Source organism: Rhodococcus sp. NPDC060176, from assembly GCF_042728675.1.
Classification (GTDB): Bacteria; Actinomycetota; Actinomycetes; order Mycobacteriales; family Mycobacteriaceae; genus Rhodococcus_F.
In genome coordinates, this window is the sequence record NZ_JBHWYS010000002.1 from 803,057 (window position 1) to 828,352 (window position 25,296).

Annotated in this window: 21 protein-coding genes; all 21 read right to left on the bottom strand. The window is 64.0% G+C overall.

The genetic code is table 11. From position 1 onward, the window contains the following. Positions 1-2: 2 nt before the first annotated feature. On the bottom strand, positions 3-245 hold the full coding sequence (locus tag ACFWEM_RS12125) for an RNA-binding protein (protein WP_003939023.1): 243 nt from the start codon (positions 243-245) through the stop codon (positions 3-5). Next, on the bottom strand, positions 242-712 hold the full coding sequence (gene rpsP, locus ACFWEM_RS12130; RefSeq protein WP_003942818.1) for a 30S ribosomal protein S16: 471 nt from the start codon (positions 710-712) through the stop codon (positions 242-244). Before rpsP ends, ACFWEM_RS12125 begins: the two co-directional genes overlap by 4 nt. Positions 713-921: 209 nt before the next feature. Beyond that, entirely contained in the window at positions 922-2,004 is a 1,083-nt protein-coding gene (locus ACFWEM_RS12135; RefSeq protein WP_378533804.1) for an amidohydrolase family protein, read from the bottom strand. A gap of 3 nt (positions 2,005-2,007) precedes the next feature. Then, on the bottom strand, positions 2,008-3,585 hold the full coding sequence (gene ffh / locus ACFWEM_RS12140; protein WP_230812905.1) for a signal recognition particle protein: 1,578 nt from the start codon (positions 3,583-3,585) through the stop codon (positions 2,008-2,010). A 116-nt stretch (positions 3,586-3,701) separates the two neighbouring features. After that, positions 3,702-6,209 carry a [protein-PII] uridylyltransferase gene (locus tag ACFWEM_RS12145; RefSeq protein WP_378449552.1) on the bottom strand — a complete coding sequence of 836 codons (2,508 nt, stop codon included), beginning with the start codon at positions 6,207-6,209 and terminating at the stop codon, positions 3,702-3,704. Further along, positions 6,199-6,537, bottom strand: a complete 339-nt coding sequence (locus ACFWEM_RS12150; RefSeq protein WP_003942772.1) for a P-II family nitrogen regulator — start codon at positions 6,535-6,537, stop codon at positions 6,199-6,201. The genes ACFWEM_RS12145 and ACFWEM_RS12150 overlap by 11 nt, the downstream gene beginning before the upstream one ends. A gap of 56 nt (positions 6,538-6,593) precedes the next feature. Beyond that, complete coding sequence (locus tag ACFWEM_RS12155) at positions 6,594-7,853, bottom strand: ammonium transporter (protein ID WP_042450902.1); 1,260 nt, start codon at positions 7,851-7,853, stop codon at positions 6,594-6,596. Between the two features lie 247 nt (positions 7,854-8,100). Next, complete coding sequence (ftsY, locus tag ACFWEM_RS12160; protein ID WP_378533806.1) at positions 8,101-9,561, bottom strand: signal recognition particle-docking protein FtsY; 1,461 nt, start codon at positions 9,559-9,561, stop codon at positions 8,101-8,103. 42 nt (positions 9,562-9,603) lie between these two features. Further along, entirely contained in the window at positions 9,604-13,191 is a 3,588-nt protein-coding gene (gene smc / locus ACFWEM_RS12165) for a chromosome segregation protein SMC (RefSeq protein ID WP_378533808.1), read from the bottom strand. 26 nt (positions 13,192-13,217) lie between these two features. Further along, the gene (locus ACFWEM_RS12170; protein ID WP_230812898.1) at positions 13,218-13,502 is read right to left on the bottom strand and encodes an acylphosphatase; all 285 of its coding nucleotides are present in this window, start codon (positions 13,500-13,502) and stop codon (positions 13,218-13,220) included. A 5-nt stretch (positions 13,503-13,507) separates the two neighbouring features. Further along, positions 13,508-14,431: an SMP-30/gluconolactonase/LRE family protein gene (locus ACFWEM_RS12175; protein ID WP_378533811.1), complete on the bottom strand. Its 924-nt coding sequence runs from the start codon at positions 14,429-14,431 to the stop codon at positions 13,508-13,510. Next, the gene (locus ACFWEM_RS12180; RefSeq protein ID WP_317555137.1) at positions 14,431-14,883 is read right to left on the bottom strand and encodes an OsmC family protein; all 453 of its coding nucleotides are present in this window, start codon (positions 14,881-14,883) and stop codon (positions 14,431-14,433) included. The genes ACFWEM_RS12175 and ACFWEM_RS12180 overlap by 1 nt, the downstream gene beginning before the upstream one ends. A gap of 42 nt (positions 14,884-14,925) precedes the next feature. After that, complete coding sequence (mutM, locus tag ACFWEM_RS12185) at positions 14,926-15,795, bottom strand: bifunctional DNA-formamidopyrimidine glycosylase/DNA-(apurinic or apyrimidinic site) lyase (protein ID WP_378533813.1); 870 nt, start codon at positions 15,793-15,795, stop codon at positions 14,926-14,928. 8 nt (positions 15,796-15,803) lie between these two features. Continuing rightward, on the bottom strand, positions 15,804-16,577 hold the full coding sequence (rnc, locus tag ACFWEM_RS12190) for a ribonuclease III (RefSeq protein WP_378449558.1): 774 nt from the start codon (positions 16,575-16,577) through the stop codon (positions 15,804-15,806). Between the two features lie 19 nt (positions 16,578-16,596). Then, positions 16,597-16,779 carry a 50S ribosomal protein L32 gene (gene rpmF, locus ACFWEM_RS12195; RefSeq protein WP_007729318.1) on the bottom strand — a complete coding sequence of 61 codons (183 nt, stop codon included), beginning with the start codon at positions 16,777-16,779 and terminating at the stop codon, positions 16,597-16,599. 2 nt (positions 16,780-16,781) lie between these two features. Beyond that, positions 16,782-17,342: a YceD family protein gene (locus ACFWEM_RS12200; protein ID WP_378533815.1), complete on the bottom strand. Its 561-nt coding sequence runs from the start codon at positions 17,340-17,342 to the stop codon at positions 16,782-16,784. Positions 17,343-17,531: 189 nt separating this feature from the next. Then, on the bottom strand, positions 17,532-18,293 hold the full coding sequence (locus ACFWEM_RS12205) for a DivIVA domain-containing protein (RefSeq protein WP_003942696.1): 762 nt from the start codon (positions 18,291-18,293) through the stop codon (positions 17,532-17,534). A gap of 131 nt (positions 18,294-18,424) precedes the next feature. Next, entirely contained in the window at positions 18,425-18,919 is a 495-nt protein-coding gene (gene coaD, locus ACFWEM_RS12210; RefSeq protein WP_378449559.1) for a pantetheine-phosphate adenylyltransferase, read from the bottom strand. Then, entirely contained in the window at positions 18,916-19,482 is a 567-nt protein-coding gene (gene rsmD / locus ACFWEM_RS12215) for a 16S rRNA (guanine(966)-N(2))-methyltransferase RsmD (RefSeq protein ID WP_378533817.1), read from the bottom strand. The genes coaD and rsmD overlap by 4 nt, the downstream gene beginning before the upstream one ends. Then, positions 19,479-22,883, bottom strand: coding sequence for a pyruvate carboxylase (locus tag ACFWEM_RS12220; RefSeq protein ID WP_378449561.1), 3,405 nt, complete (start codon positions 22,881-22,883; stop codon positions 19,479-19,481). The genes rsmD and ACFWEM_RS12220 overlap by 4 nt, the downstream gene beginning before the upstream one ends. 120 nt (positions 22,884-23,003) lie before the next feature. Further along, on the bottom strand, positions 23,004-25,265 hold the full coding sequence (recG, locus tag ACFWEM_RS12225) for an ATP-dependent DNA helicase RecG (RefSeq protein WP_378533820.1): 2,262 nt from the start codon (positions 25,263-25,265) through the stop codon (positions 23,004-23,006). Positions 25,266-25,296: the final 31 nt, after the last annotated feature.

Here is a 25,296-nt window from a genome sequence, read left to right on the forward strand (position 1 = left end):
GTCTACTGATCGGTGTCGACGACATCAACACGGATACCGCGGCCACCGATGCCGGAGACCAAGGTCCGCAGAGCGGTCGCCGTGCGACCACCCCGACCGATGACCTTGCCGAGATCGTCGGGGTGCACGTGCACCTCGACGGTCCGTCCCCGACGTCCGGTGATCAGCTCGACGCGAACATCGTCGGGATTGGCGACGATGCCACGCACGAGATGCTCTACCGCATCAGCGACGACGGCACTCACTTGTCAGCAGCCTCGGCGTCTGCAGCGGGAGCCTCGGCGTCAGCCGCGGTGTCTTCTGCCTTGGCCTCGTCAGCCTTTGCAGCCTTCTTCTTCTTGGGGGTGATTGCTTCAGCAACCGGCTCGTTCTCGGCCTGCGCGAGTGCAGCCTGGAAGAGCTCGAGCTTGGTGGGCTTGGCTTCCTTGACACGCAGGGTGCCTTCGGTGCCCGGCAGGCCCTTGAACTTCTGCCAGTCACCGGTGATCTTGAGGAGTGCCTCGACGGGCTCGGTGGGCTGTGCGCCCACGGACAGCCAGTACTGAGCGCGCTCGGAATCGATGTCGATCAGCGAGGGCTCTTCCTTGGGGTGGTACTTGCCGATGGTCTCGATCGCACGGCCGTCACGACGGGTGCGCGAGTCGGCGATGACAACGCGGTACTGAGCGTTGCGGATCTTGCCGAGGCGGGTGAGCTTGATTTTGACAGCCACAGCTGCAGTTCTCCTTCAGCGCGCACAACAGTGCTGCGCATGTCACGTGCAATTCAGCGACCCACACGATTTGTGAGCCCGGTTTTGCCTCTATCCTGTGACCGTCGCAGCGGTACGTAACCGGTTGCGACGAACAATGGTCCATTGTGCCAGATGGGTGGGCTCGTTCGGAAACCACCCTGTGCGCGTTCCGGGAGTGCGGGGACTCCCTAACCACTCACGGGGGTGCCGCGGAGGATCACACGCGTCGGCTTCGCGAGCACAGCGGGGTTTCCGCGCGGATCTTCGGCGAACACCACCAGGTCGGCGGGCGCTCCGTCTTCGATGCCCTGAGCGCCCAACCAACTCCGTGCGTCCCAGCAGGCTGCACCCAGCGCCTGGTGCGCCGTCAGACCGGCAGCCTGGAGTTCGGCCACCTCGTCGGCGATCCGCCCATGCCTGATCGAACCGCCGGCATCCGTTCCGGCATAGATCGGAATCCCCGCGTCGTGGGCGGCACCGATGGTCTGGTGTCGACGAGCGTGCAGATCCCGCATGTGCGCTGCGTAGGTTGGATACCGCGTGGCAGAGTCCGCGATCTCGGGGAAAGTAGCGATGTTGATCAGCGTCGGAACCAAGGCCGTGCCGTGAGCGACCATCGATTCGATGGTCGCGTCCGTCAATCCGGTCCCGTGCTCGATGCAGTCGATACCGGCGTTGATCAGTCCGGGTAGAGCATCTTCGGCAAAAACGTGAGCGGTGACCCGTGCGCCTTCGGCATGAGCGGCGGCGATGGCCTCGACCAGAATCTCGTCACTCCACAACGGGGCGAGGTCGCCGATGGAACGATCGATCCAGTCCCCGACGAGCTTGACCCAACCGTCACCGGCGCGTGCCTGACGCACGACTTCGGCCGGCAACTGAGATTCGTCGTCCAGATCGACCGGCAGGCCCGGGATGTATCGCTTGGGTGTCGCGATGTGCTGACCTGCGCGAATGATCCGCGGCAAATCGAGGCGCTCGTCGATGAACCTGGTGTCGACCGGTGATCCTGCGTCGCGAAGCAACAGCACGCCCGCGTCACGTTCGGTCTGCGCCTGCCCCAGCAAGCCGTCGACGGTTTCGCCGCCGCCACCGCCGTAACGGATACCGACGTGACAGTGCGCATCCACGAGACCCGGTGTGATCCAACCCGATTCGACGATCGTCTCCGCACCGGACACCGGCTCGAAAGAAATCATCCCGTCGACGATCCACAATTCGATCGGCCGGGCATCGGGCAGACCGATACCCCGAAGATGAAGCGCAGTCACCGACTACTTCTTGGGCAGCTTGAGCTGGGAGAGATCGATGCCTTCCAGTCCGGGCGGCAACTGATCGAGACCCTTGGGCATGTTCGACAGGTCGGGCATTCCGGCCGGCATGCCACCGGGCATCCCCGGGAATCCGCCCATACCGGGGAATCCTCCGCGCATCTTTGGCTGCGTCGGACCCTTGCCGCCCTTCTTGCCCTTCTTGCCCTTCTTGCTGCGAACCTGCTTGCGGGCGCCGGGCATGCCCATACGACCGGCCATGGCAGCCATCATCTTGCGGGCTTCGAAGAAGCGATCCACCAACTGGTTGACGTCGGAAACCTTGACGCCCGAACCGTTCGCGATGCGCAGTCGGCGTGAGGCGTTGATGATCTTCGGATCGTCACGCTCGGCCGGCGTCATACCGCGGATGATTGCCTGAATGCGATCGAGTTGCTTCTCGTCGACGTTGGCAAGCGCGTCCTTCATGCCGCCTGCACCCGGCAGCATGCCGAGCAGGTTGCCGATCGGGCCCATCTTGCGGACGGCCATCATCTGATCGAGGAAGTCTTCGAGGGTGAGCTGTCCGGAACCGATCTTGGCTGCAGTGGCTTCGGCCTGATCGGCGTCGAAAACCTGCTCGGCCTGCTCGATGAGGCTCAGGACGTCGCCCATGCCGAGGATCCGGCTGGCCATGCGATCGGGGTGGAAGACGTCGAAGTCTTCGAGCTTCTCGCCGGTGGAGGCGAAGAGGATCGGCTGACCGGTGACCTCGCGGACGCTCAGTGCGGCGCCACCGCGGGCGTCGCCGTCGAGCTTGGTGAGGACGACGCCGGTGATGCCGACTCCCTCACGGAAAGCGTCGGCGGTACTGACCGCGTCCTGACCGATCATGGCGTCGAGAACGAAGATGGTCTCGTCCGGGTTGACGGCGTCACGGATACCGGCGGCCTGCGCCATCAGCTCCGAGTCGATGCCGAGACGACCGGCGGTATCGACGATCACGACGTCGTAATGCTTGTTGCGTGCTTCCTCGACGCCGGCGCGGGCGACCTCGACGGGGTCGGCAGCGGACACACCGAGGGCGTTCTCGCCGCCGCCGATGGAGGTGCCGGGATGCGGAGCGAAGACTGCAGCGCCCGCGCGCTCACCGACGATCTGAAGCTGAGTGACGGCGCCCGGACGCTGAAGGTCACAGGCGACGAGGAGCGGCGTGTGCCCCTGATCCTTGAGCCACTTGGCCAACTTTCCGGCCAGCGTGGTCTTACCGGAACCCTGCAGACCGGCCAACATGATGACCGTCGGCGGCGTCTTGGCGAACTGGAGTCGACGGGTTTCGCCGCCGAGAACCTCGACCAGCTCTTCGTTGACGATCTTGACGACCTGCTGAGCCGGGTTGAGTGCACCCGAGACCTCGGCGCCCTTGGCTCGTTCCTTGACCTTGGCGATGAAACTGCGCACTACGGGAAGTGCGACGTCGGCCTCGAGCAGGGCAAGGCGGATCTCGCGGGCCGTAGCGTCGATGTCGGCGCCGGACAGACGACCCTTGCCACGCAGATCCTTGAGAGATCCGGTCAATCTGTCGGAAAGGGATTCGAACACCGAGTGCGCTCCTGAAGGTCGTGCGAGTTAGCCGTGGATATTCTCGGGCACCAGCCTAGCCGCTACGCCCGCACCGATCCCAGCCGATGCGGGCGTAACCGCCGAAACCAGGTCCGTCAATCCTCTTTCTTCTTGGGTTGAGGCACCGGAACCACCGCGAGGACCGCCTCTTCCACACGCTCTCTGGCCGCGCGGGTGTCTGCCTCACCGAAGTCGAGGCAGAACGCGTCGACCACCGAAGAACCCAACGTCGCGACCTTTGCCCACCGGATATCGGCACCACTGTGTTCGAGTGCTGCGGCCAGACGGCAGAGCAGGCCGACGCGGTCCTCGGTGCGCAATTCGAGGATCGCGTGACCGTCGCCGGGCGCGTCGAACCAGATGACCCGCGGCGGCGCCTGCGAATAGAGCACCGGAACCGCCGAATCCTTGTTGGTCTGGATCGGGTCGTCCCACTGCTCCGCCCGCGCCTCTTCGTCCTTTGCATCGAGAAGTTCGAGCAGATTCAGTTCACCGGCGGACGCTCGGATCAGTTCCTGTCGGAGCAACACCGCTTGCGGCGGTGTACCGAACCTCGGCGTCACGACAAACGAGTTGACCGCCGAACCCGCATGCGACCCCAGCGAAGCGGAATGCACCCGCAAAGACTGCAGCGCCAGAACCCCGGCAGCCCGAGACAACAACCCGGGTGCGTCGGGCGCGATGACGGTCACGACGTAGGTGTGCGGATTCTCGGCCGGAACGAGCGAGACGTGAACCCCGCCGTCCTCGGCGATGGCCAACTGCTCGGGTGCGAGTGGATCTGGTTGCGGGAGCTCCTCCCCCGCCATCAGCAATCGGCAACGACGCACGAGCTCACCGATCAACGACGATTTCCAGTCGCCCCAGACACCAGGCCCGGTGGCCAGGGAATCCGCTTCCGCCAACGAATGCAGGAGATCGAGAAGGGTCCCGTCTCCCTCGAGTGCGTCGACCACTCGCTGCACCGTTGCCGGATCGTCGAGGTCGCGACGGGTCGCGGTTTCCGGCAACAGCAGGTGATAGCGCACCATCGCCGTCAACGTCGCGACGTCGGAAGGCCAGAGTCCCAATCGATTTCCGATCGCGGTGGCCAGTTCGGCACCGACGACGCTGTGATCTCCCCCTCGACCCTTGCCGATGTCGTGGATCAACGCACCGAGCATGAGCAGATCCGGCCGGGCAACGCGCGTGGTGAATCCGCTTGCATAGGCGGCAGTTTCGACCAGGTGGCGATCGACCGTCCACGTGTGAACGGCGTCGCGCGGCGGAAGATCGCGAATGGTTCCCCACTCCGGCAGGAGTCGACCCCAGAGCCCGGTCCGGTCCATCGCCTCGATCACCGGAACCGCACGCGAGCCTGAACCGAGCACGACAAGAAGATCGTTGACCGCGTTCTTGGGCCACGGTTCACGTAGTTCGGGGGCATTGTCGGCCAGGCGATTGAGCGTCGACGCAGAGATCGGCATGCCGTTGGTGGCTGCTGCTGCCGCCACCCGCATCACCAGACCGGGGTCCTTCTTCGGCCTGGCGTCGCGCGCCAGAACAACCTCACCCGCGTGCTCGACGACGCCCTCGTCCAGGGGCCGCCGCACCGGCGCACGACGCAGCCGAGACAAACCGCGCCTGGGCAAGGAGTTTCCGGCGGTACGGATACCGACGTCCACCGAATAGCTGATGGTGCGCGCCGATTCACTGAGGAGGCGCGCAAGATCGAATCGGTCCCCGATCCGCAGCGCCGCACCGATTTCGTCGGCGTCCTGTGCTCGCAGTTGATCGCGGGCGCGACCGGCAACGCGATGAAGTTCGGTGCGCACGTCGAGCAACCGCCTGTGCGCAAGTGCCAGACCGCCGCCGGGCGAGTTGGGTCCGAGTCCTGGCATCCCGTCGGTCAACTGGGCGATGGACAGGGCGTTGAGCAACTGCACGTCACGCAACCCCCCGCGGCCGCTCTTGAGGTCCGGTTCGGCGCGATGGGCGATCTCGCCGCTTCGCTCCCACCTCGTACGGGTCTGGGTGATCAATTCGTCGAACCGGCTGCGGATGTCCATACGCCACTGTCGACGGACACCACTGATCAACAGGTTGCTCAGTTCCACGTCGCCGGCAATGTGGCGCGCTTCGAGCATTCCTAGCGCCGCGGTCATGTCGGTGGCCGCAACCTGGAGCGCCTGCGGAAGCGTCCGCACGCTGTGGTCGAGTTTGATGTGCGCGTCCCACAGCGGGTACCACAGGCTGTCCGCAACGTGGGAGACGACTGCCGGGTCCATGTCGTCGTGCAGCAAAATCAGATCGAGGTCGGAATACGGCAACAGTTCGCGTCGGCCCAGACCACCCACGGCGACGATGGCAAACCCACAATCCGGTTTGATGCCCAGTTCGGTCCCCTTGGTGGTCAACCAGAATTCGTGCAGATCGACCAGTGCATGTCGCAGTGACGGGGCGTCGAGCCTCCTGTTCTTGACGCCTCCGGTGAGTAGGGCCTTGCGTGCGCGGGCCAGGTCCGCAGCTTCGTCGGATCCCCCTGACGAGACCGGCCCTGGCCCCGTCGCTTTCGCGACGGAACCAGGGCCGAAGTTCTCGGACCCTTTCGGGTCAGAGTGCATCGCCACCGCGTTCCCCGGTTCGAACCCGGATGACCGACTCGACGGGCGAGACCCACACCTTGCCGTCACCGATCTTGCCGGTGCGAGCGGCCTCGACGATCACCTCGACCACCTTGTCCACGGCCGCGTCGTCGACGACGACCTCGACCCGAACCTTGGGTACGAAGTCCACGGAGTACTCCGCGCCTCGGTACACCTCGGTGTGGCCCTTCTGTCGGCCGTAGCCCTGAACTTCGCTGACTGTCATACCCAGCACTCCGGCCTGCTCGAGTCCGGTCTTGACGTCCTCGAGCGTGAACGGCTTGACGATTGCTGTGATCAGCTTCATGTGCTCATCCCTTTCCCAACTCTGAAGTGCCTGAATTCACTTTAATCACGTGCTGATCACGCGAGGTCGTATGCGGTCTCTGCGTGTTCGGTCTCGTCGATGCCGCGTGCCTCGTCCTCGGCCGAGATTCGCCAGCCCAAGGGCTTGAGCGCGAAGCCGATAATCGTCGTCAGAACGCCGGTGAAGACGAGTGCTGCGAGTGCGATCACGATCTGAACCACCAGTTGCTTGTAGTCGCCGCCGTAGAAGAGGCCGGTTGCGGTGCCGAAGAATCCGATACCGATCGTGCCCCACAAGCCGGAGACGAGGTGAACACCGACGACGTCGAGCGAGTCATCGAAGCCGAAGCGGAACTTCAGGCCGACTGCGAGAGCGGACAGGATGCCGGCGACAGCGCCGAGGAAGATGGAACCGACGGGGTTGAGCGCACCGGCAGCCGGAGTGATGGCGACCAGACCGGCAACCGCACCGGATGCTGCGCCGAGGCTGGTGGCGTGACCGTCACGAATACGCTCGGTAGCAAGCCAGGCCAGGACTGCAGCACACGTCGCGGTGGTCGTGTTGACCCAAGCAAGACCGGCGTTACCGTCGGCGGCGAATGCCGAGCCGGCGTTGAAACCGAACCAACCGAACCAGAGCAGTGCGGCGCCGAGCATCACGAACGGCAGGTTGTGCGGACGGAAGGCGGTCTTGCCGAAGCCGAGACGCTTGCCGACGATGAGGGCGAGAACCAGACCGGCCATACCGGCGTTGATGTGAACGACTGTGCCACCGGCGAAGTCGATCGGAGCGACGTTGGCGACGGTGACTCCGTCATCGTTGACCGTGGTGCCGAAGAGCTTTGCCGCGATGCCGTCCTCGGAGCCCGAGAGGAGTCCGCCGCCCCACACCATGTGTGCGAGGGGGAAGTAGACGACGGTGACCCAGATACCCGAGAACAGGAGCCAGGTGCCGAACTTGACTCGCTCGGCCAGGGCGCCACTGATGAGGGCGGTTGTGATGATCGCGAATGTCACCTGGAACGCGATGTCGATGACGTTGGGGTAGCCCCACGCGCCCGCGATGAAGTTGCCGTCAGCATCGGTGATGCTGTTCTTGAGGCCGAAGAACTCGAACGGGTTGGCAAAAATGCCCCCGATGTTCTCGGTGCCGTAGGACATCGACCATCCCCACAGAACGTAGATGACGCCGATGACGGCCATGGCCCCGAAGGACATCATCATCATGTTCAGGACTGACTTGGACCGAGACATCCCGCCGTAGAAGAAAGCGAGGCCGGGTGTCATCAGCAAGACCAGAGATGCAGCCATCAGCATCCATGCGGCGTTACCGGAGTTCGCCAACAAATCGTCGGTACTCACTTACTACCTCCTAGTCGCACGTGCCGGGCAGCACGTCGTTAAGGAGAAGAGTGCTGGGCTGGTGTTTCGTCCATGGCGCTGTCGCGTTTCGCAGACGTGAACCAATTGCCCAACTTTGTTGCAAACAGGTTTCGCCAGGGGGTTCTACGAACCCTGTGCGCCTTTTCGGTAGTTCGAACTACCAAAAAGGCGCACGGGGGCGTCAGCCCAACAGGGCGTCTACGAACGCACCCGGCTCGAACGGCGCCAGATCGTCGGCGCCTTCACCGAGACCGACCAACTTCACCGGCACACCCAGTTCATGCTGAACCTGGAAGACGATTCCGCCCTTCGCGGTTCCGTCCAGCTTGGTCAACACGACGCCGGTGATGTCCACGACCTCCGCGAACACTCGTGCCTGCGCGAGTCCGTTCTGGCCGACCGTCGCGTCGAGAACCAGCAGAACGTCGTCGACCGACGCCTTCTTCTCGATGACCCGCTTGACCTTGCCGAGTTCGTCCATCAGACCGGTCTTGGTGTGCAGGCGGCCGGCGGTGTCGATGAGGACCACGTCGACGCCGTCCGCGATGCCGCGAGAAACCGCGTCGAACGCGATCGCAGCGGGATCGCCGCCCTCCTTGCCACGGACAACTTCGGCGCCGACACGTTCGGCCCACGTCTGGAGCTGATCGGCAGCGGCGGCGCGGAACGTGTCCGCGGCACCGAGCACTACGCGACGACCGTCGGCGACGAGCACGCGAGCCAGTTTGCCGGTGGTGGTGGTCTTGCCGGTCCCGTTGACACCGACGACGAGCAGAACAGCCGGGTGATCGTCGTGCGGCAGTGCGCGAATGGAACGGTCCATTTCGGGGCGCAGTTCGGCAATCAGCACCTCGCGAAGTAGTGCGCGGGCGTCAGCTTCGGTGCGGACACTGCGGGCCGCCATCTGCTCACGAAGCTTGGTGACGACTTTCTCGGTGGTCGCGGAGCCGAGGTCCGCGATCAGAAGGGTGTCCTCGACTTCTTCCCACGAATCCTCGTCCAGATCGCCGCCACCGAGCAGACCGAGCAAGCTCTTGCCGACCGCTGACTGCGAGCGGGAGAGGCGTCCGCGCAGACGGTCCAGCCGGCCCTCGGTCGGGTCGATCTCGTCCAGCACGCGCGGTGCAGGCACGACAGGCTCGGGTACAACTACCGGTTCGGGAACGACAACAGGTTCGGGAACGACAACAGGTTCTTCGACAACCGGCTTTTCGGTTACCGGCTCTTCTACTACCGGCTCTTCTACTACCGGCTCTTCGGCAACCGGTTCCTCGACGACGGCCGGCTTCTCAGCGACAGGTTCCTCGACAGCCGGTTCCGCAGCAGCCGGCTTCTCGACAACCGGTTTTTCGACGACAGGTTCTTCAACTATCGGCTTTTCGACAACGGGCGGCTTCTCCGCGACCGGAGGTGTCGGAACCACCGGAGGCGGCGCCGTCGCCGTGGACCCCTGACTGAAGTTGAACCCGCCGCCGGCCTTGTAGCCGCCTGACTTGTCCTTCTCGGGGGCGCCGAGCTCCGGCTTCGTCTCGGGCGCCTTCAGCGACACCTGCCCCTTGCGGTAGCGCAGGAATCCGGCAACGAGAACGACGAGTAGTACGGCTGCTACAGCCGCGATGATGATCCAAGCCTGGGTAGTCACCGGCCCATTGTTTCAGGCTCCGAGCCGGAAAGTGAGCAGGGCTTACGTAGAGGCCATGTCTTGACCGCGAAGTCGCTGCGAAATCACTGTGGTGATTCCGTCGCCGCGCATGCTGACTCCGTACAACGCGTCGGCGATTTCCATGGTCGGTTTCTGGTGGGTGATCACGATCAATTGCGACTTCTCCCGCAATTGTTCGAAGAGTCCGATCAGCCGCCGCAGGTTGGTGTCGTCCAACGCCGCCTCCACCTCGTCCATCACGTAGAACGGGGAAGGGCGAGCCCGGAAGATCGCGACCAGCATGGCCACCGCGGTCAACGACTTCTCTCCGCCCGACAGCAACGACAACCGCTTGACCTTCTTGCCGGGCGGACGCGCCTCGACTTCGATGCCGGTGGTGAGCATGTCCGAGGGGTCGGTGAGGACCAGTCGCCCTTCGCCCCCGGGGAACAATTTTTCGAATACTCCGACGAACTCACGCTCGACGTCGGCGTACGCCTCGGTGAATACCTGCAGAATTCGCGCGTCCACGTCTGCGACCACAGCAAGAAGGTCCTTGCGAGCGGTCTTGACGTCTTCGAGCTGAGTGGAGAGGAAGGTGTACCGCTCTTCGAGCGCTGCAAACTCCTCGAGCGCGAGCGGATTGACCTTGCCGAGGGTGGCGAGGTCTTTCTCTGCACGCTTGGCGCGCCGTTCCTGAGTCGTGCGGTCGTACGGAAGCGGAGCGGGCGCGGTGACCTGCTCTCCACGCTCCTTCGCCTGTTCGTACTCCTCGATTTCGAGCGCCGTCGGTGGCAGTTCGACGTCGGGCCCGTACTCGGCGATCAGATCGTCGAGCCCGATACCGTACTGGTCGAGGATCGACTCCTCGAGTTGTTCGATGCGCAACGCCGCCTCAGCCTTGGCAACCTCGTCGCGATGGACGGCGTCGGTGAGCGAAGCGAGCTGTCCGGTCAGTGCACGGACTATCTCGCGGACCTGATCCAGTTTGGCCGTGCACTCGGAGCGGGCCCGAGCCAACTCGTCGCGGTGAGCAAGAGCCGCAGCGACGACGGTCTCGAGTTCGGCCGCCACACGTTGTCCCGATTCGGCGACGGCAGCTGCAACCTCTGCCGCGTGCGCCCTGGCGCGCAGAGCCCGTTCGGCGCGAATTCGCGCTTCTCGTTCGGCGGCCGCGGCGCGGCGAAGCGAATCAGCCTTTCCGCGAACGGATTCCGCACGTTCTTCGGCGGTGCGCACCGCAAGGCGAGCATCCATTTCGACGATGCGTACTTCCGCCAGCGCTGCTGCGGCCATTTCACGGTCGGCTGCGGTCGATTCTGCGCCGTGTCCCGTTGCACTGCCGTCGGTTTCGGCAACGCGCAGTCGTTCCTCCAGATCCGCGAGCTTGGTCAGCGACTCACCGCGTCCCTCCTCGGCACGCACTCGCTGGGCGGTCAGCCGATCGGATTCCGCGTGGGCGACTCGTGCTGCCTGCCCCAATCTGCCCAGCTGCTCGTAGATGGCGGACATGGCGGCGTCCGACTCGTTGAGCGCGGCCAATGTCTGCTCCGCGGTCTCGCGTCGAGCGGCCTGTTCGGCCAGGGCGCCGGACAGCGCAGCGTCGAGTTCCTCGGATCGGCTCTCCGTTGCCGCCAGTTCCGCTGCGGACGCGTCGATCGCCGCCTGCACCTCCAGCGTGCTCGGTTGCCGATCCGAGCCGCCGATCATCCACCCCGGACCGTGCAGATCGCCGGAACGCGTCACTGCACGAATTCCCTTGTGGTCAGCAACAACTCGAATCGCGTCATCGAGTGTCTCGACCAGGACTACGCCATCGAGGATGGCGGTCAATCCGGCACGCAACTCGTCAGGGCAGTCGATGACGTCGACCGCATGACGACTACCCGGCGCGATCTCGGCCTCGCGCTTGATCGCCGGCTCACCGCTCACGATCAGTGATGCACGCCCACCGTCCTGATCGGCCAGCGATGCAACAGCCGACCGAGCCGAGTCCAGCGACTGCGCCACGACGGCGTCCGCCGCCGGTCCCATCGCGGCGGCGATCGCGGCTTCGTAACCTGGTTCGACGTGGATCAATCCGGCCAGCGAGGTGATACCGTCGTCACGCCGGTGTTCGAGCAGCCAACCGCCACCGTCCTTGCGCTGCAAGCCCATCGACAGCGCCTCGACGCGCGCACGGAGCGAAGCGATACGTTGCCCGCTCGTCTTTTCTTCCTCGCGAAGTTCCTCGACGCGCGCGTCGATCATCTCGAGAGCTTCGATGGCGCGTTCGTGATTGGTGTCGAGGCCGACTTCACCGGCATCGAGATCCCCGATGCTTTCCTGCACCGTGTCGAACTCGGCCTGTGCGGCATCCCCACGCAGGCGAGCCTCGTCGATCGCTTCGGTCAGCCGAGACACTTCCGCGTCGACGGATTCGACGCGGGTACGCAGAGTGTCGACCTGACCGGAGAGTCGAGCGAGACCTTCGCGCCGATCCGCGACGGCGCGGACTTCCGCCATGTGCGCCCGTTCCGCCTCTGCTGCAGCATCTTCCGTGGCTGCCAGCTGCTCACGAGCTGCTTCCGATGCCGCTCGCGCGATCTCGACGCCTTCGAGGAGTTCGGCTTCCTCGGCTGCAAGACGTTCGGCGCGCGCCTCCATCTCGTCCGGGTCCTGGCCTCGGTTGCCGACGGGTTCGGAGTCGAGATGACGCGCACGCTCGCGGGCGATGCGCACGGTGGCGTTGACGCGTTCGGCAAGCGCGGAAAGCTGGAACCAACTCTGCGCAGCGGCTTCCGATCCCGGAGTCAGACGAGCGAGAGCTTGCTCCTGGCGCCCGAGTTCGAGATTGGCCTCGTCCAGCGCAGCCGCCACCTGGTTGTGCTGTTCACGGGCCGCTTTCTCGTCCTGCGCCTGGTCGTTCAACTGGTTTCGACGGGTCACCAGATCGTCAGCAGCCAGACGCATCTTTGCATCACGCAGGTCGGCCTGCACCGTCTGCGCTCGCCGAGCAACCTCGGCTTGGCGTCCCAGCGGTTTGAGTTGCCGACGCAGTTCCGAGGTGAGGTCACTGAGCCGAGCGAGATTGGCCTGCATGGAATCGAGCTTGCGGACCGCTTTTTCCTTGCGGCGGCGATGTTTGAGGACTCCGGCGGCTTCTTCGATGAAGGCGCGTCGATCTTCGGGCCGGGATTCGAGGATCGCGGCGAGCCGTCCCTGCCCGACGATGACGTGCATCTCGCGGCCGATACCGGAGTCGCTGAGCAGTTCCTGGACGTCCATCAGACGGCAGGACGAGCCGTTGATCTCGTACTCCCCCGCGCCGTCGCGGAACATCCGGCGCGTGATCGACACCTCGGAGTACTCGATCGGGAGCGCGCCGTCGGCGTTGTCGATGGTCAGGGTCACCTCGGCGCGGCCCAGCGGCGCCCGACCGGAGGTCCCGGCAAAGATGACGTCTTCCATCTTGCCGCCGCGCAAGGCCTTGGCGCCCTGCTCGCCCATCACCCAGGTCAACGCATCGACGACGTTGGATTTACCCGAGCCGTTGGGGCCGACGACGCAGGTGATCCCCGGCTCGAACCGAAGAGTCGTTGCCGACGCAAAGGATTTGAATCCCTTGAGTGTCAGACTCTTGAGGTGCATGGGGGGAAACTTTACCGCCAAACCGGTCAGCGTTCGACGAACCCTGTCAGGTCGCCCCTGGCGGGGTCCCAGCTGTCGACCACAAGATCCACCGTGCCCGGGGTAGTCCCCGAGCGCAGTAACTCCAACAATCGCTCGAGTTGCGTGCGTTCGCCTTCCGCCACGACGAGCACTCGACCGTCACGCTGGTTGGACGCATATCCGATCAACCCGAGTTCGAGAGCGCGGGCCCTGGTCCACCACCGAAATCCGACGCCTTGAACGTATCCGTGAACCCACGCCGTCAACCGCACAGGCGCTGTCTCAGCCACGACGCTCAGCCCGCCACACGTTCGAGACGGTGAACCTCACCCAGGAAACCGGTGGTGTAGAGCGAGTTGGGATCCCAGCCCGGACCGGCGCCGAACTTGACCGCGGATGTGAACGGCAGACCCGAGGCGATCTCACACGAAGATCCCGAATCCGGATCGACGCGAACAACTTTGCCGCCGGCATTGAAAGCGACGTACAGCGCGCCGTCCGGTCCGACGGTCAGATCGTCCGCCATGTTTGCCGGACCGAATCCGGGGAGCGTGATCGTCCGCACCGGCCCGCCCAGATCGTCTGCGTCGAGGACATGGACGGCGGTTATCATGTCGAAGGTCGTCGTCACGTAGATCGCCGACCCGGAGCGTGCGAGGCCGTCGACGGTGCCGAGGTCTTCACGAACGATCGAACTGGTTCCGTCACTGTTGACCACCGTGAGCCCCGGCCTGGTGAGTGTGCGAGCAGTGAGGAAGCGGTTACCGTCCAGCTGTACAAGCCCGTTCGGCATCACCAGACCGTCGGCAATCGTTGTCACCGATCCGTCTGCGACGTCGACCTTACGAAGGCTGCCGTCGGCGATTCCGAACAGTCCCGAGACAGTCGAGTTGCCCGTGGTGAAGTACACGGATCCGTCACGCGCGACCAACCCGCCAGGTCCGGTAACGTCACCGACCAAAGTTGTCCGGGTTTCGTCCGGAGTCACTTTCAGCAGTGCACCCGGCCCGATCAGAGCCGACTGCGACAACACCATCGACCCGTTGCCGTCGAATTCGAGATTCTCGAGCATGCCGGCGCCAGTCGTCACGACGCTCGACGTCCACGACCCGCAACCACCGGCCGAGCCGTCGATCGGGACCGAGGCGTGCGCCGGAGCACTCACCGCCACAACGGAACCCAGTGCGATCGCAGCGACAATGCTGCCCGCGCGAGACATCAGGCTTCCGTGTCGAACGACAGAGTTACCTTGGTTCCGGCCTTGAGCGTGCGCCCGACGGTGCATACCTTGTCCACGGAGCGCTCGACGAGAGTGATGAGGCGCTGCTGTGCTTCGGCATCCAACTCGCTGAGATCGAGTTCGAGGACCTCGTCGAGCTGCGGGTAGACCTCGTTCTCCCGATCGGCGGCGCCGGACACGCGGACCGTCGCGTCGTAGTTGTCACCGAGGCGGCGAGAAATCGGGAAGTCGGAGCTCATACCGGTGCACGCGGCGAGCGCGATTTTGAGCAGTTCGCCGGGCGTGAAGACTCCTGGAACCGATTCGGAGCCGATGAGAACCTCTGCGCCGCGCGAACTCTTGCCGGTGTAGAGGCGGGTTCCGGTGCGTTCGACCCAAAGCTCCGTGTGAGCGGGGGCGGTTGCAGCGTTGTCGGGAGTCTGTTCAGCCATGACGCAATCTTGCCACTCCGCCGAACCGGAGGGGCGGGAGACCTAGGCGATTCGCCGTGCCCTCGGGGTCGGCTGACACCGCGGGCAACTGAACGACGATCGATTCATGAACTTCTCACGCTTGATCGGCGCGCCGCATCGCGGGCACGGAAGATTTTCCTGCCCGTAGGCCGACAGTGACCGGTCGAAGTAACCGGACTCGCCGTTGACGTTCACGTACAGAGCGTCGAAGGACGTTCCGCCCTGATCGAGCGCTTCACCCATCACTGCGTGCGCTGCGGTCAACAGCTCTCGAAGTTTGGGCCTGGTAAGCGTTTCGGCGATTCGGTTACCGTGAATCTTGGCGCGCCACAATGATTCGTCGGCGTAGATGTTCCCGATCCCGGAGACCACGGTCTGGTCGAGAATCGCGCGCTTGATCTCGGTGTGCTTGCCCCGCAGGACTTTCACGACGGATTCGAGATCGAATGCAACATCCATGGGATCACGAGCGATGTGCGCCACCGACTCGGGCAGCATCGTTCCGTCGACCTCGACGAGAGGTGAAATCGACCAGCCACCGAACGTTCGCTGATCGACGAATCGAAGATCCGCTCCGGAATCGAGGGCCAACCGGATGCGTAGATGCTTTTCCCAGTCGACTGTCGGGGGCTGGACCAACATCTGTCCGCTCATCCCGAGATGAACCACCAGCCCGACACCGGCAGGCTCGAGAACCAGCCACAGATACTTGCCGCGACGCTCTGCCGAAGCGATGGTCTGCCCGGTGAGTTGGCCGATCAAGTCCTCGGAACCGAGAATGTGGCGCCTGATCGCGCGGGGATGGAGGACCTCGACGGCCTCGATCGCCGCACCTACAGCGTGAGACTGCAGGCCGCGGCGAACGACTTCGACTTCGGGAAGCTCAGGCAAGAGTGAACTCAGCCGGCAAGATCAGGCGCGTCGTCGGCAGCGACTGCGGTAGCAGCGGCATTCTCCGACATCGTCTTCCATGCCGAACTTGCTGCCTTCTGCTCGGCTTCCTTCTTGGAACGACCGACACCGACACCCAAGGGTTTGCCACTGATGAGAACGGTGGCCGTGAATTCCTTGTCGTGATCGGGTCCGGTAGCGGTGATCTCGTAAACGGGAACTCCGGCACCGTGTTCTGCGGTCAGTTCCTGCAGACTCGTCTTCCAATCCAGACCCGCGCCCAGAAGCGGTGCGCGAGTGAGTAGATCGTCGAACAGATCGAGGACAACGCGTCGCGCAGTCTCGATGCCGTGCTGCAGGTGAATGGCGCCGAGAATCGACTCCATGCCGTCGGCGAGAATGGACGGCTTGTCACGGCCGCCCGTCATTTCCTCGCCCTTACCCAACAGCAGGTGTGCTCCGAGTCCACCTTCGCCCAGAGTCCTGGCGACCTCGGCGAGTGCATGCATGTTCACCACGCTGGCACGGATCTTCGCCAGATCACCTTCGGATTTGTCCGGGTGGGACAGGTAGAGATTTTCGGTCACCGTGACGCCGAGAACGGAATCCCCGAGGAACTCGAGGCGCTCGTTCGTGGGCAGTCCGCCGTTCTCGTACGCGTACGAGCGGTGCGTGAGAGCCAGGGTCAGAAGACCGGGCTCTATATCTACGCCGACAGCGGCGAGGAGCTTGTCGTGATTGCCCTCGCCGCCGGCGGCTGAAACTGTATTTTCGCTCGTCATAGTCTTTCTCCGGGGAGAACTAGACAGCAGCGGTTACCTGGCGGCCCTTGTAAGTACCGCATGACGGGCATGCGATGTGGGGAAGGGTCTGCTCGCCACAGCCACGGTTGGGGCAGGTAACGAGGGTGGGCACAGTGGTCTTCCACTGGCTACGACGCGACCGCGTGTTGGATCGCGACATTTTGCGCTTGGGGACAGCCACTTCTACTTCTCCTCGGCTTCGGTGATCACAAGATTTTCGCTGGTGTTTGATTCCACGCCAAATTTGGCCGCGAGACCAGCCCAGCGAGGATCAAGTATGTCATGCCCATGCCCAGATTCCGCAATCGCCAGGCGAATGCCACATTCTGAGCACAATCCCAGGCAATCGTCACTGCACAGAGGCTGGAGCGGAAGCGCCAGCCCGACTGCATCGACGATGACCGGTTCGGGGTCGATTTCGTCGTCTTCGACCGCGTAGACCTCGCCCTCTTCCGTCGTCTCCTCGGTGGTGCTGTCCGGGTAAGCGAACAACTCCGTGAGATAGATGTCCACGGTGTCGGTGAAAGGTTCAAGGCACCGCGAGCATTCACCCTTGGTGGGTGCGTGCACGTTTCCGGTGACGAGAACGCCTTCGGACACTGCTTCGAGACGAAGATCGAGATCTATGTCCGCGCCCGCTTCGATCGCGATCAGATCGAGACCGATACGGTTCGGGGACTGAATTGTTCTCTCGACGGTACGCATCGACCCTGGACGACGACCGAGCTTGACCGTGTCCAGCAAAAATCCCGCATCACTTGACTGATGCGACGAACTACGACGATGCGTTGACAAAGAGAACTCACCTAACTGTTGAAACTGGTATGGGCAACCACTCCACAATACGGCAGCTACAAGGCAAATCCCAATTCGATCCACGAAAAAGTGGGCCGCCCCATATCGGACGACCCACCCTCGACTGACTTGTCTGCTCTATCGGCGCCGCTCGGAACGACGATCGTCGTCCTGGTAATCGGGAACTCCCGAACCCGTTCGAAGCTGTTGACGACCACGCCCGACCGACCGAACGGTCCCGGTGAGGAATTCCTCGAACTCGGCCAACTTGGTGTCGACGTACAGGTCACACTCCGAACGCATCCTGTCGGACTCGGCGTGAGCGGCGTCGATCACTCGCGCGGATTCCGCGTGAGCGGACTGGACAACCTCGGTCTGGGACACCAGACGAGCCTGCTCTGCCGTTCCCTCCGCCACCGAATGTTCGTACGAGGCCTGGCCGGACTCGATCATCCGATCGGCCTCGGCACGCGCCCGTCCGGTGACGGCCTCGTACTCACGACGGCCGTCGGTGACGGTCCGTTCCGCTTCTGCTTCGGCGTCCTCGACCAACTGATCGGCGTGCGCACGCGCTTCGGCAACCATGCGATCGGCCTGAGCCTTGGCATCGGACAGAATGCGGTCGGCGTCGTCGCGTGCGTTCTCCACAGTCGACGTCGCCTCGGCGTTGGCGCTGCTGACGGTCTTCTCCGCGTTGGCTCGCGCGTCACCGACCAATTTGTCCCGATGATCGAGGACGTCCTGAGCGTCGTCCAACTCGCTCGGAATTGCGTCCCGGACGTCGTCGAGAAGCTCGAGTACGTCGCCGCGAGGCACAACACACCCTGCGGTCATGGGAACACCGCGCGCCTCTTCGACAATTGCGACCAGTTCGTCCAGTGCCTCGAATACGCGGTACACAAGCAACCCCAATCTCTACCGGCCGAATTCGGCCCACATCGTCACCTGTCCACTCGGACCTGTGCCCGTTCCTGTCCAAGTTTGCCGGAAGAACGGCCAACGGGGTGTCGTCGTGGTCGGTGTGTCGGGGATCAGCTGTTTTCTGCTGCTCGTTCGGCGATACGCGCGAGTAGCCGAGAATGTACCTTGGCCGGGAGCATGTCGGAGACGTCGCCACCGAAGGTCGCGACTTCCTTCACGAGAGAACTCGACAGGTAGCTGTAGGTCGGATTCGTGGCGACGAAGAGCGTGTCGACGCCTGTGAGCTTCTGATTCATCTGAGCCATCTGCAGCTCGTAATCGAAGTCGTTCGCGCCGCGCAGACCCTTGACGATCGCGCTGAGGCCTTCTTGTTTCGCAAAGTCGACCAACAGTCCGTGCCACGACGTGACCCGAACGTTAGGCAGGTGACTCGTCGCGTCTTCGAGCATCTCGATCCGCTCGTCGATCGTGAACATGCCACGCTTGCTCTTGTTGATCAGCACGGTGACCACGACCTCGTCGAATTGCGCAGCAACTCTTCCGATTACGTCGAGGTGACCATTGGTCACAGGGTCGAAGGATCCGGGGCAGACGGCGCCAGTCATGAGTCCAGACCGTAGCAGGTGGCCAGCTCGATGCGAGCTTCACCGTAGTTCTTCGCCTTGATCGGCTCGTAGCCCTGCGGCCACACGGTCTTCGGCGAACGCGACGAACGTTCGAGTACCACGATCGTGCCCTCCCCCACCCATTTGTTGACCTGCAGATCAATGAGCATGGACACGACGGCCTCGTCGGTCACCGCATACGGCGGGTCGGCGATGACTATGTCGTATTCGCGCCCGCTCGGCCCCGACACCACGGCCGCGACCGGAGCGGCGCGAACCGTCGCCCCCGGCAACGCGACAGTGCTGATGTTCGCCTTGATGACGGCAGCGGCTTTGGCATCGGATTCCACGAGAACGACGTGCTCGGCTCCACGAGAGAGCGCTTCGAGGCCGAGGGCACCCGAACCCGCGAAGAGGTCGAGAACCGCGCACCCTTCGAGATCGATGCGCGCTTCGAGTGCACTGAACAACGCCTCGCGAACCCGATCCGACGTCGGACGGGTGCCGCTCGGCGGGACTCGCAGGCGTCGACCGCCCGCGAGTCCCGAGATGATGCGAGTCACTCTGCGGCGCTCTCCCCCGTCGAGACGACTACCAGCAGGTCTCCGCCCTCGACCTGCTGAACAGCGCTGATCGCGATCCGCGAAACGACGCCGGCACGCGGCGAGGTGATCGCCGCTTCCATCTTCATCGCTTCGATCGTGGCCACGGTGTCGCCGGCCTCGATCTTCTGGCCTTCCTTGACCGCGAGCGTCACGACGCCCGCGAACGGTGCCGCCACGTGGCCCGGGTTGTTCTTGTCGGCCTTCTCCGCCACCGGCACGTCACTGGCAATGGAGCGATCGCGGATCGAGACCGGACGCAGCTGGCCGTTCAGGATGCACATGACAGTGCGGTAGCCGCGCTCGTCGGGCTCGGAAATCGCTTCGAGACCGATGATCAGTTCCACGCCGGGAGCCAATTCGACGCGGTGCTCGTCGCCGCGCCGCAGACCGTAGAAGAACTGGTTCGCCGACAGCCGCGACGTGTCGCCGTACTTCTCGCGGTGCTCGAGGAATTCCTTTGTCGGGCCGGGGAAGAGCAGACGATTCAGCGTCGCCTGACGGTCCTTCGAAGAGCCCTCCAGCAGTACCTCGTCCTCGGCGGAGAGCGTCGCTTCGGGCTTGGCCTGGCCACGGCCTTCGAGCGCCTTGCTGCGGAATGGTTCCGGCCAACCACCGGGAGGCGTACCGAGTTCGCCGCGCAGGAAGCCGACCACGGAGTCGGGAATGTCGAACTTCGCCGGATCTGCGGCGAACTCCTCCGAAGGCACACCGGCACCGACAAGATGGAGCGCGAGGTCGCCGACAACCTTCGACGACGGCGTCACCTTGACCAGATGCCCGAGCATGCGGTCTGCGTCGGCGTACTTGGCTTCGACCTCTTCGAACCGGTCGCCGAGGCCGAGAGCAACGGCCTGAGTGCGTAGGTTGGAGAGCTGACCACCCGGAATCTCGTGCGTGTACACGCGTCCCGTCGGGGCCGGTAGCCCGGATTCGAAGGGCGCGTACACCTTTCGCAGCGCCTCCCAGTACGGCTCGAGGTCGCACACGTTCTGCAAGTTCAGTCCGGTGTCGAACTCGGAGTGCGCAGCAGCGGCGACGATAGCCGAGAGCGCAGGCTGGCTGGTGGTTCCGGCCAATGCCGCCGAAGCACCGTCGACTGCGTCGGCGCCCGCCTGCCACGCGGCGAAGTACGTGGCCAACTGTCCACCGGGGGTGTCGTGCGTGTGGACGTGAACCGGCAGATCGAAGTTGCTGCGTAGCGCCGTCACGAGCTTGGTGGCCGCCGGAGCGCGCAGCAGGCCGGCCATGTCCTTGATCGCGAGCACGTGAGCGCCGGCATCGACGATCTCTTCTGCCAACTTCAGGTAGTAGTCGAGCGTGTACAGCGTTTCGTTCGGATCCGACAGATCGCCGGTGTAGCTCAGCGCCACCTCGGCGAGAGCCGTTCCCGTCTCACGCACCGCGTCGATGGCAGGGCGCATCTGGTCGACGTTGTTGAGCGCGTCGAAGATTCGGAAGATGTCGATGCCGGTGTCGGTGGCTTCCTGGACGAATGCGCGCGTGACCTTCTCCGGATAGGGCGTGTAGCCCACCGTGTTTCGTCCGCGAAGGAGCATCTGGAGGCAGATGTTCGGGATCGCTTCACGGAGCGCGGCGAGCCGGTACCACGGATCCTCGTGCAGGAAGCGAAGTCCCACATCGTACGTCGCGCCGCCCCAGGCTTCGATCGAAAGCAATTCCGGCGTCAACCGAGCAACGTGCCCGGCAACTCCGAGAAGTCCACTGGTTCGAACTCGCGTGGCCAACAAGGACTGATGCGCGTCGCGGAAAGTGGTGTCGGTGACGCCGACGGCCTTCTGCTCACGCAGTGCCTTCGCGAAACCTTCGGGACCGAGTTCGAGCAGACGCTGGCGGCTGCCGGCGGGCGGCGGCGTCGAAAGATCGATCTTGGGCAGTTTGTCCTGCGGGTACACCGAAGAGGGACGCTCGCCGTGCGGCTTGTTGACCGTCACATCGGCGAGGTAGGTCAGGATCTTGGTGCCGCGGTCGGCGGAGGAACGCAGGGTCAGCAGCTGCGGACGTTCCTCGATGAAGGAGGTCGTCACTCGTCCGGCCCGGAAGTCCGGGTCGTCGAGAACCGCCTGCAGGAACGGAATGTTGGTCGAGACTCCACGAATACGGAACTCGGTGACCGCGCGGCGAGCCCTCGCGACAGCGGCTTCGAGGTCGCGACCGCGGCAGGTGAGCTTGACCAGCATCGAGTCGAAGTACGCTCCGACCTCGGCACCGAGCGTCGCGCCGCCGTCAAGGCGGATACCGGCACCGCCCGGGGTGCGGTACGCGGTGATCCGGCCCGTGTCCGGGCGGAATCCGTTGGCCGGATCCTCGGTCGTGATGCGGCACTGCAGCGCCGCTCCGCGCAGCTTGATCGTGTCCTGTGACAGACCCAGATCTGCAAGCGTCGAACCGGACGCGATCTTGAGCTGCGACTGGACCAAGTCCACGTCCGTCACTTCTTCGGTGACTGTGTGCTCCACCTGAATTCGCGGGTTCATCTCGATGAAGACGTGGTTGCCGCGCTTGTCGAGGAGGAACTCGACAGTGCCGGCGCACGTGTACCCGATCTCCTTCGCGAAAGCGACGGCGTCGGCACAGATCTTGGCGCGCAACTCTTCCGAGAGGTTGGGGGCCGGAGCAAGCTCGATCACCTTCTGGTGGCGACGCTGCAACGAGCAGTCACGCTCGAAGAGGTGGATGACGTTGCCCTGCTCGTCGGCGAGGATCTGCACTTCGATGTGCCGGGGGTCGATGACGGCCTGCTCGAGGAACACCGTCGAATCGCCGAAGGCCGACTCCGCTTCGCGCGCTGCGGCTTCGATCGATTCCTTGAGCTGTGAGCGTTCCGCAACGCGGCGCATTCCGCGTCCGCCGCCGCCGGCGACAGCCTTGACGAAGAGCGGGAAGGTCATGTCCTCGGCTGCTGCGAGCAGCTCGTCGATGTCCGCTGACGGCTCCGAAGACGCGAGCACCGGGAGACCGGCGGCTTTGGCCGCGGCGATGGCGCGTGCCTTGTTACCGGTCAACTCGAGGATCTCCGCGGAGGGACCCACGAACTTGATGCCTGCCTCGGCGCACGCCGCCGACAGATCCGGGTTCTCGGAGAGGAAACCGTAACCGGGGTAGATGGCGTCGGCTCCGGCGCTCTTTGCGGCGGCGACGATCTCCTCGACCGAGAGATACGCGCGAACGGGGTGGCCCTTCTCCCCGATCTGGTAGCTCTCGTCTGCCTTGAGACGGTGGATCGAGTTCCGATCCTCGTACGGGAACACCGCGACGGTTCCGGCACCTAGTTCGTAGGCGGCACGGAAGGCACGGATCGCAATTTCGCCGCGGTTCGCGACGAGCACTTTGGAGAACATTCGAGAAAACTACCCCGATTTCATCTTGCGTCTACATGCGGAGTCTCATATTTCGGACTGAATCGAGAAACCAACCCGGCGGTCCTCGTGCTATTCGATTTCAGCTTGTCGTCATACCCGTCACGACTTCTCGAGGTACTCGATCCGGTCGGAGTCCAGCGCGGCGGTCACCATGGAAGCCAGGGCGGGATGACCGTCGAGCGATGGATCGTCGTCGACGATTCCCTGGGCGAACTCCCGGGCGGATTCGAGGATGTCTCCGTGTGCCATGAGAGAAAGCAGCCGCAGGTTCGAGGTCGTGCCCGACTGCGCAGCTCCGAGGATGTCGCCTTCGCGCCTGGTCGCGAGGTCGAGCTGAGCCAGTTCGAACCCGTCGTTGGTCGCGGCCACCGCGGAGAGTCGCTCGTATGCCGGCCCGCCGGGATTGCTTCCGGTAACGAGAATGCAGAGTCCCTGATGCTTTCCACGGCCGACACGACCACGCAGCTGATGGAGCTGACTGACACCGAACCGTTCGGCGTCGACGATCACCATCACCGTCGCGTTCGGGACGTCCACACCGACTTCGACGACGGTCGTGCAGACAAGGACGTCGATGTCACCGACGTTGAACGCGCTCATGACGACGTCCTTTTCGTCGGAAGGCAGTCGACCGTGCAGCAATCCGACTCGCAGATCGGCCAGCGGGCCGCTCGACAGCTCCTCGAAGACGTCGACCGCCGACTTGGTCTCCGGCTGCTTCTCCTCGGTGAACTGGTCTTCGCCTGCGCCCTGCTCACCGTCGCCGATCCGCGAGCACACGACATACGCCTGACGGCCGTCGGCAACGTCCTCCCGAATTCGTTCCCATGCGCGATCCACCCACTGCGGCTTCTGCTTCGCAGGCACGACGTTGCTCTTGATCGGAGTACGCCCACGCGGCAGCTCCCGCAGGGTCGATACCTCGAGATCGCCGAGCACCGTCATGGCGATGGTTCGCGGAATCGGCGTTGCCGTCATCACCAGCAGATGCGGACTCAGGCCTTCACGTGCCCGCGATCGCAACTGATCACGTTGCTCGACGCCGAAGCGGTGCTGCTCGTCGACCACGACCATCCCGAGGTTGAAGAACTCGACGTTGTCCTGGATGAGCGCATGGGTACCGATGACAATCCCGGCGTCGCCGGTCACGGCTTCGAGCAGCGCTGCGCGTTTCGCAGCGACTGGCAGCGAGCCGGTAAGAAGGGCGATACGGGTGGAATGTTCGGCAGAACCGAGTTCACCACCTGCAGCCAGTGAGCCCATCATCTTGCGCAGTGATCGCGCGTGCTGATTTGCCAGGACCTCGGTGGGTGCGAGCAACGCGCACTGATAACCCGCATCGACGACCTGCAGCATCGCGCGCAGAGCCACGATCGTCTTGCCTGACCCGACCTCGCCCTGAAGAAGGCGGCTCATCGGGTGTGGGCGGGCAAGGTCGGTGGAGATCTCCTCCGCGACTGCTTGCTGTCCCTCCGTCAGAGTGAACGGGAGCATCTCCTCGAACTGGTCCGCGATCCCGCCGGCGACCGGAGCGCAGGCCGGAGCCACACGCTCGGAATTGTCGTGACGACGCATCGCGAGGACCAACTGCAGAGACAGCGCCTCGTCGAAACGCAGACGATCCTGTGCTCGTTCGATGTCTTCCTTGGTATCTGGCAGGTGCACGGTGCGCAGCGCCTCGTCCAAACCGATGAATCCGTGCTCGGCCCGAGTCTCGGCGGGCAACGGCTCCTCGATCGGATCGAGTTGGTCGAGCACTTGCCGCACGCACCGCATGATGGTCCAGCTCTCGACCTCGCGGGTCGCCGGGTACAGCGGGATCAATGCCCGGTCGAAGACGGAGAGATCGAGTTCTGCGCCGGGGTCCTGATTTGCGCGAGCCAGACCGGCAAGGTCGCCGGCCCCCTTGATGGATGCCAGAGGAACCACTGAATCCTCTTCGCCGACACGAGGTTCCGGGAGGATCAGGTAGCTCGGATGAGTGAGAGACCACTTCCCGCGGAAGTACTTGACCGTCCCGGAGAACATCGCCCGCACGCCGGGCTTGATGACGTGACGCACCTTCTGCGGATTGAAGAACGTGACGTCGACGGTCTGCGAATCGGTCGCGAGCGAGACCCTCAGCATCTGTCCTGGACGGTTCTTCATCTTCACGACGGCTGCCGACGCCACCCGCGCGATGATGGTGATGTGCTCACCCTCGGGCGGCTCTTTCTCGGCAAGTTCCTTGCCTGCCGACGCGTACCGGTGTGGGTAGTGACGCAGCAAGTCCTCGACGGTCCGGATCTCGAATGCCTCGTCGAGCGCCTCCGCGGTCTTCTTTCCCAGCAGCCGATCGAGTGGGTCGCCGAGCGTCGCCATCAGTTCCTCCAGCACAGTGTCGCGATAAGCA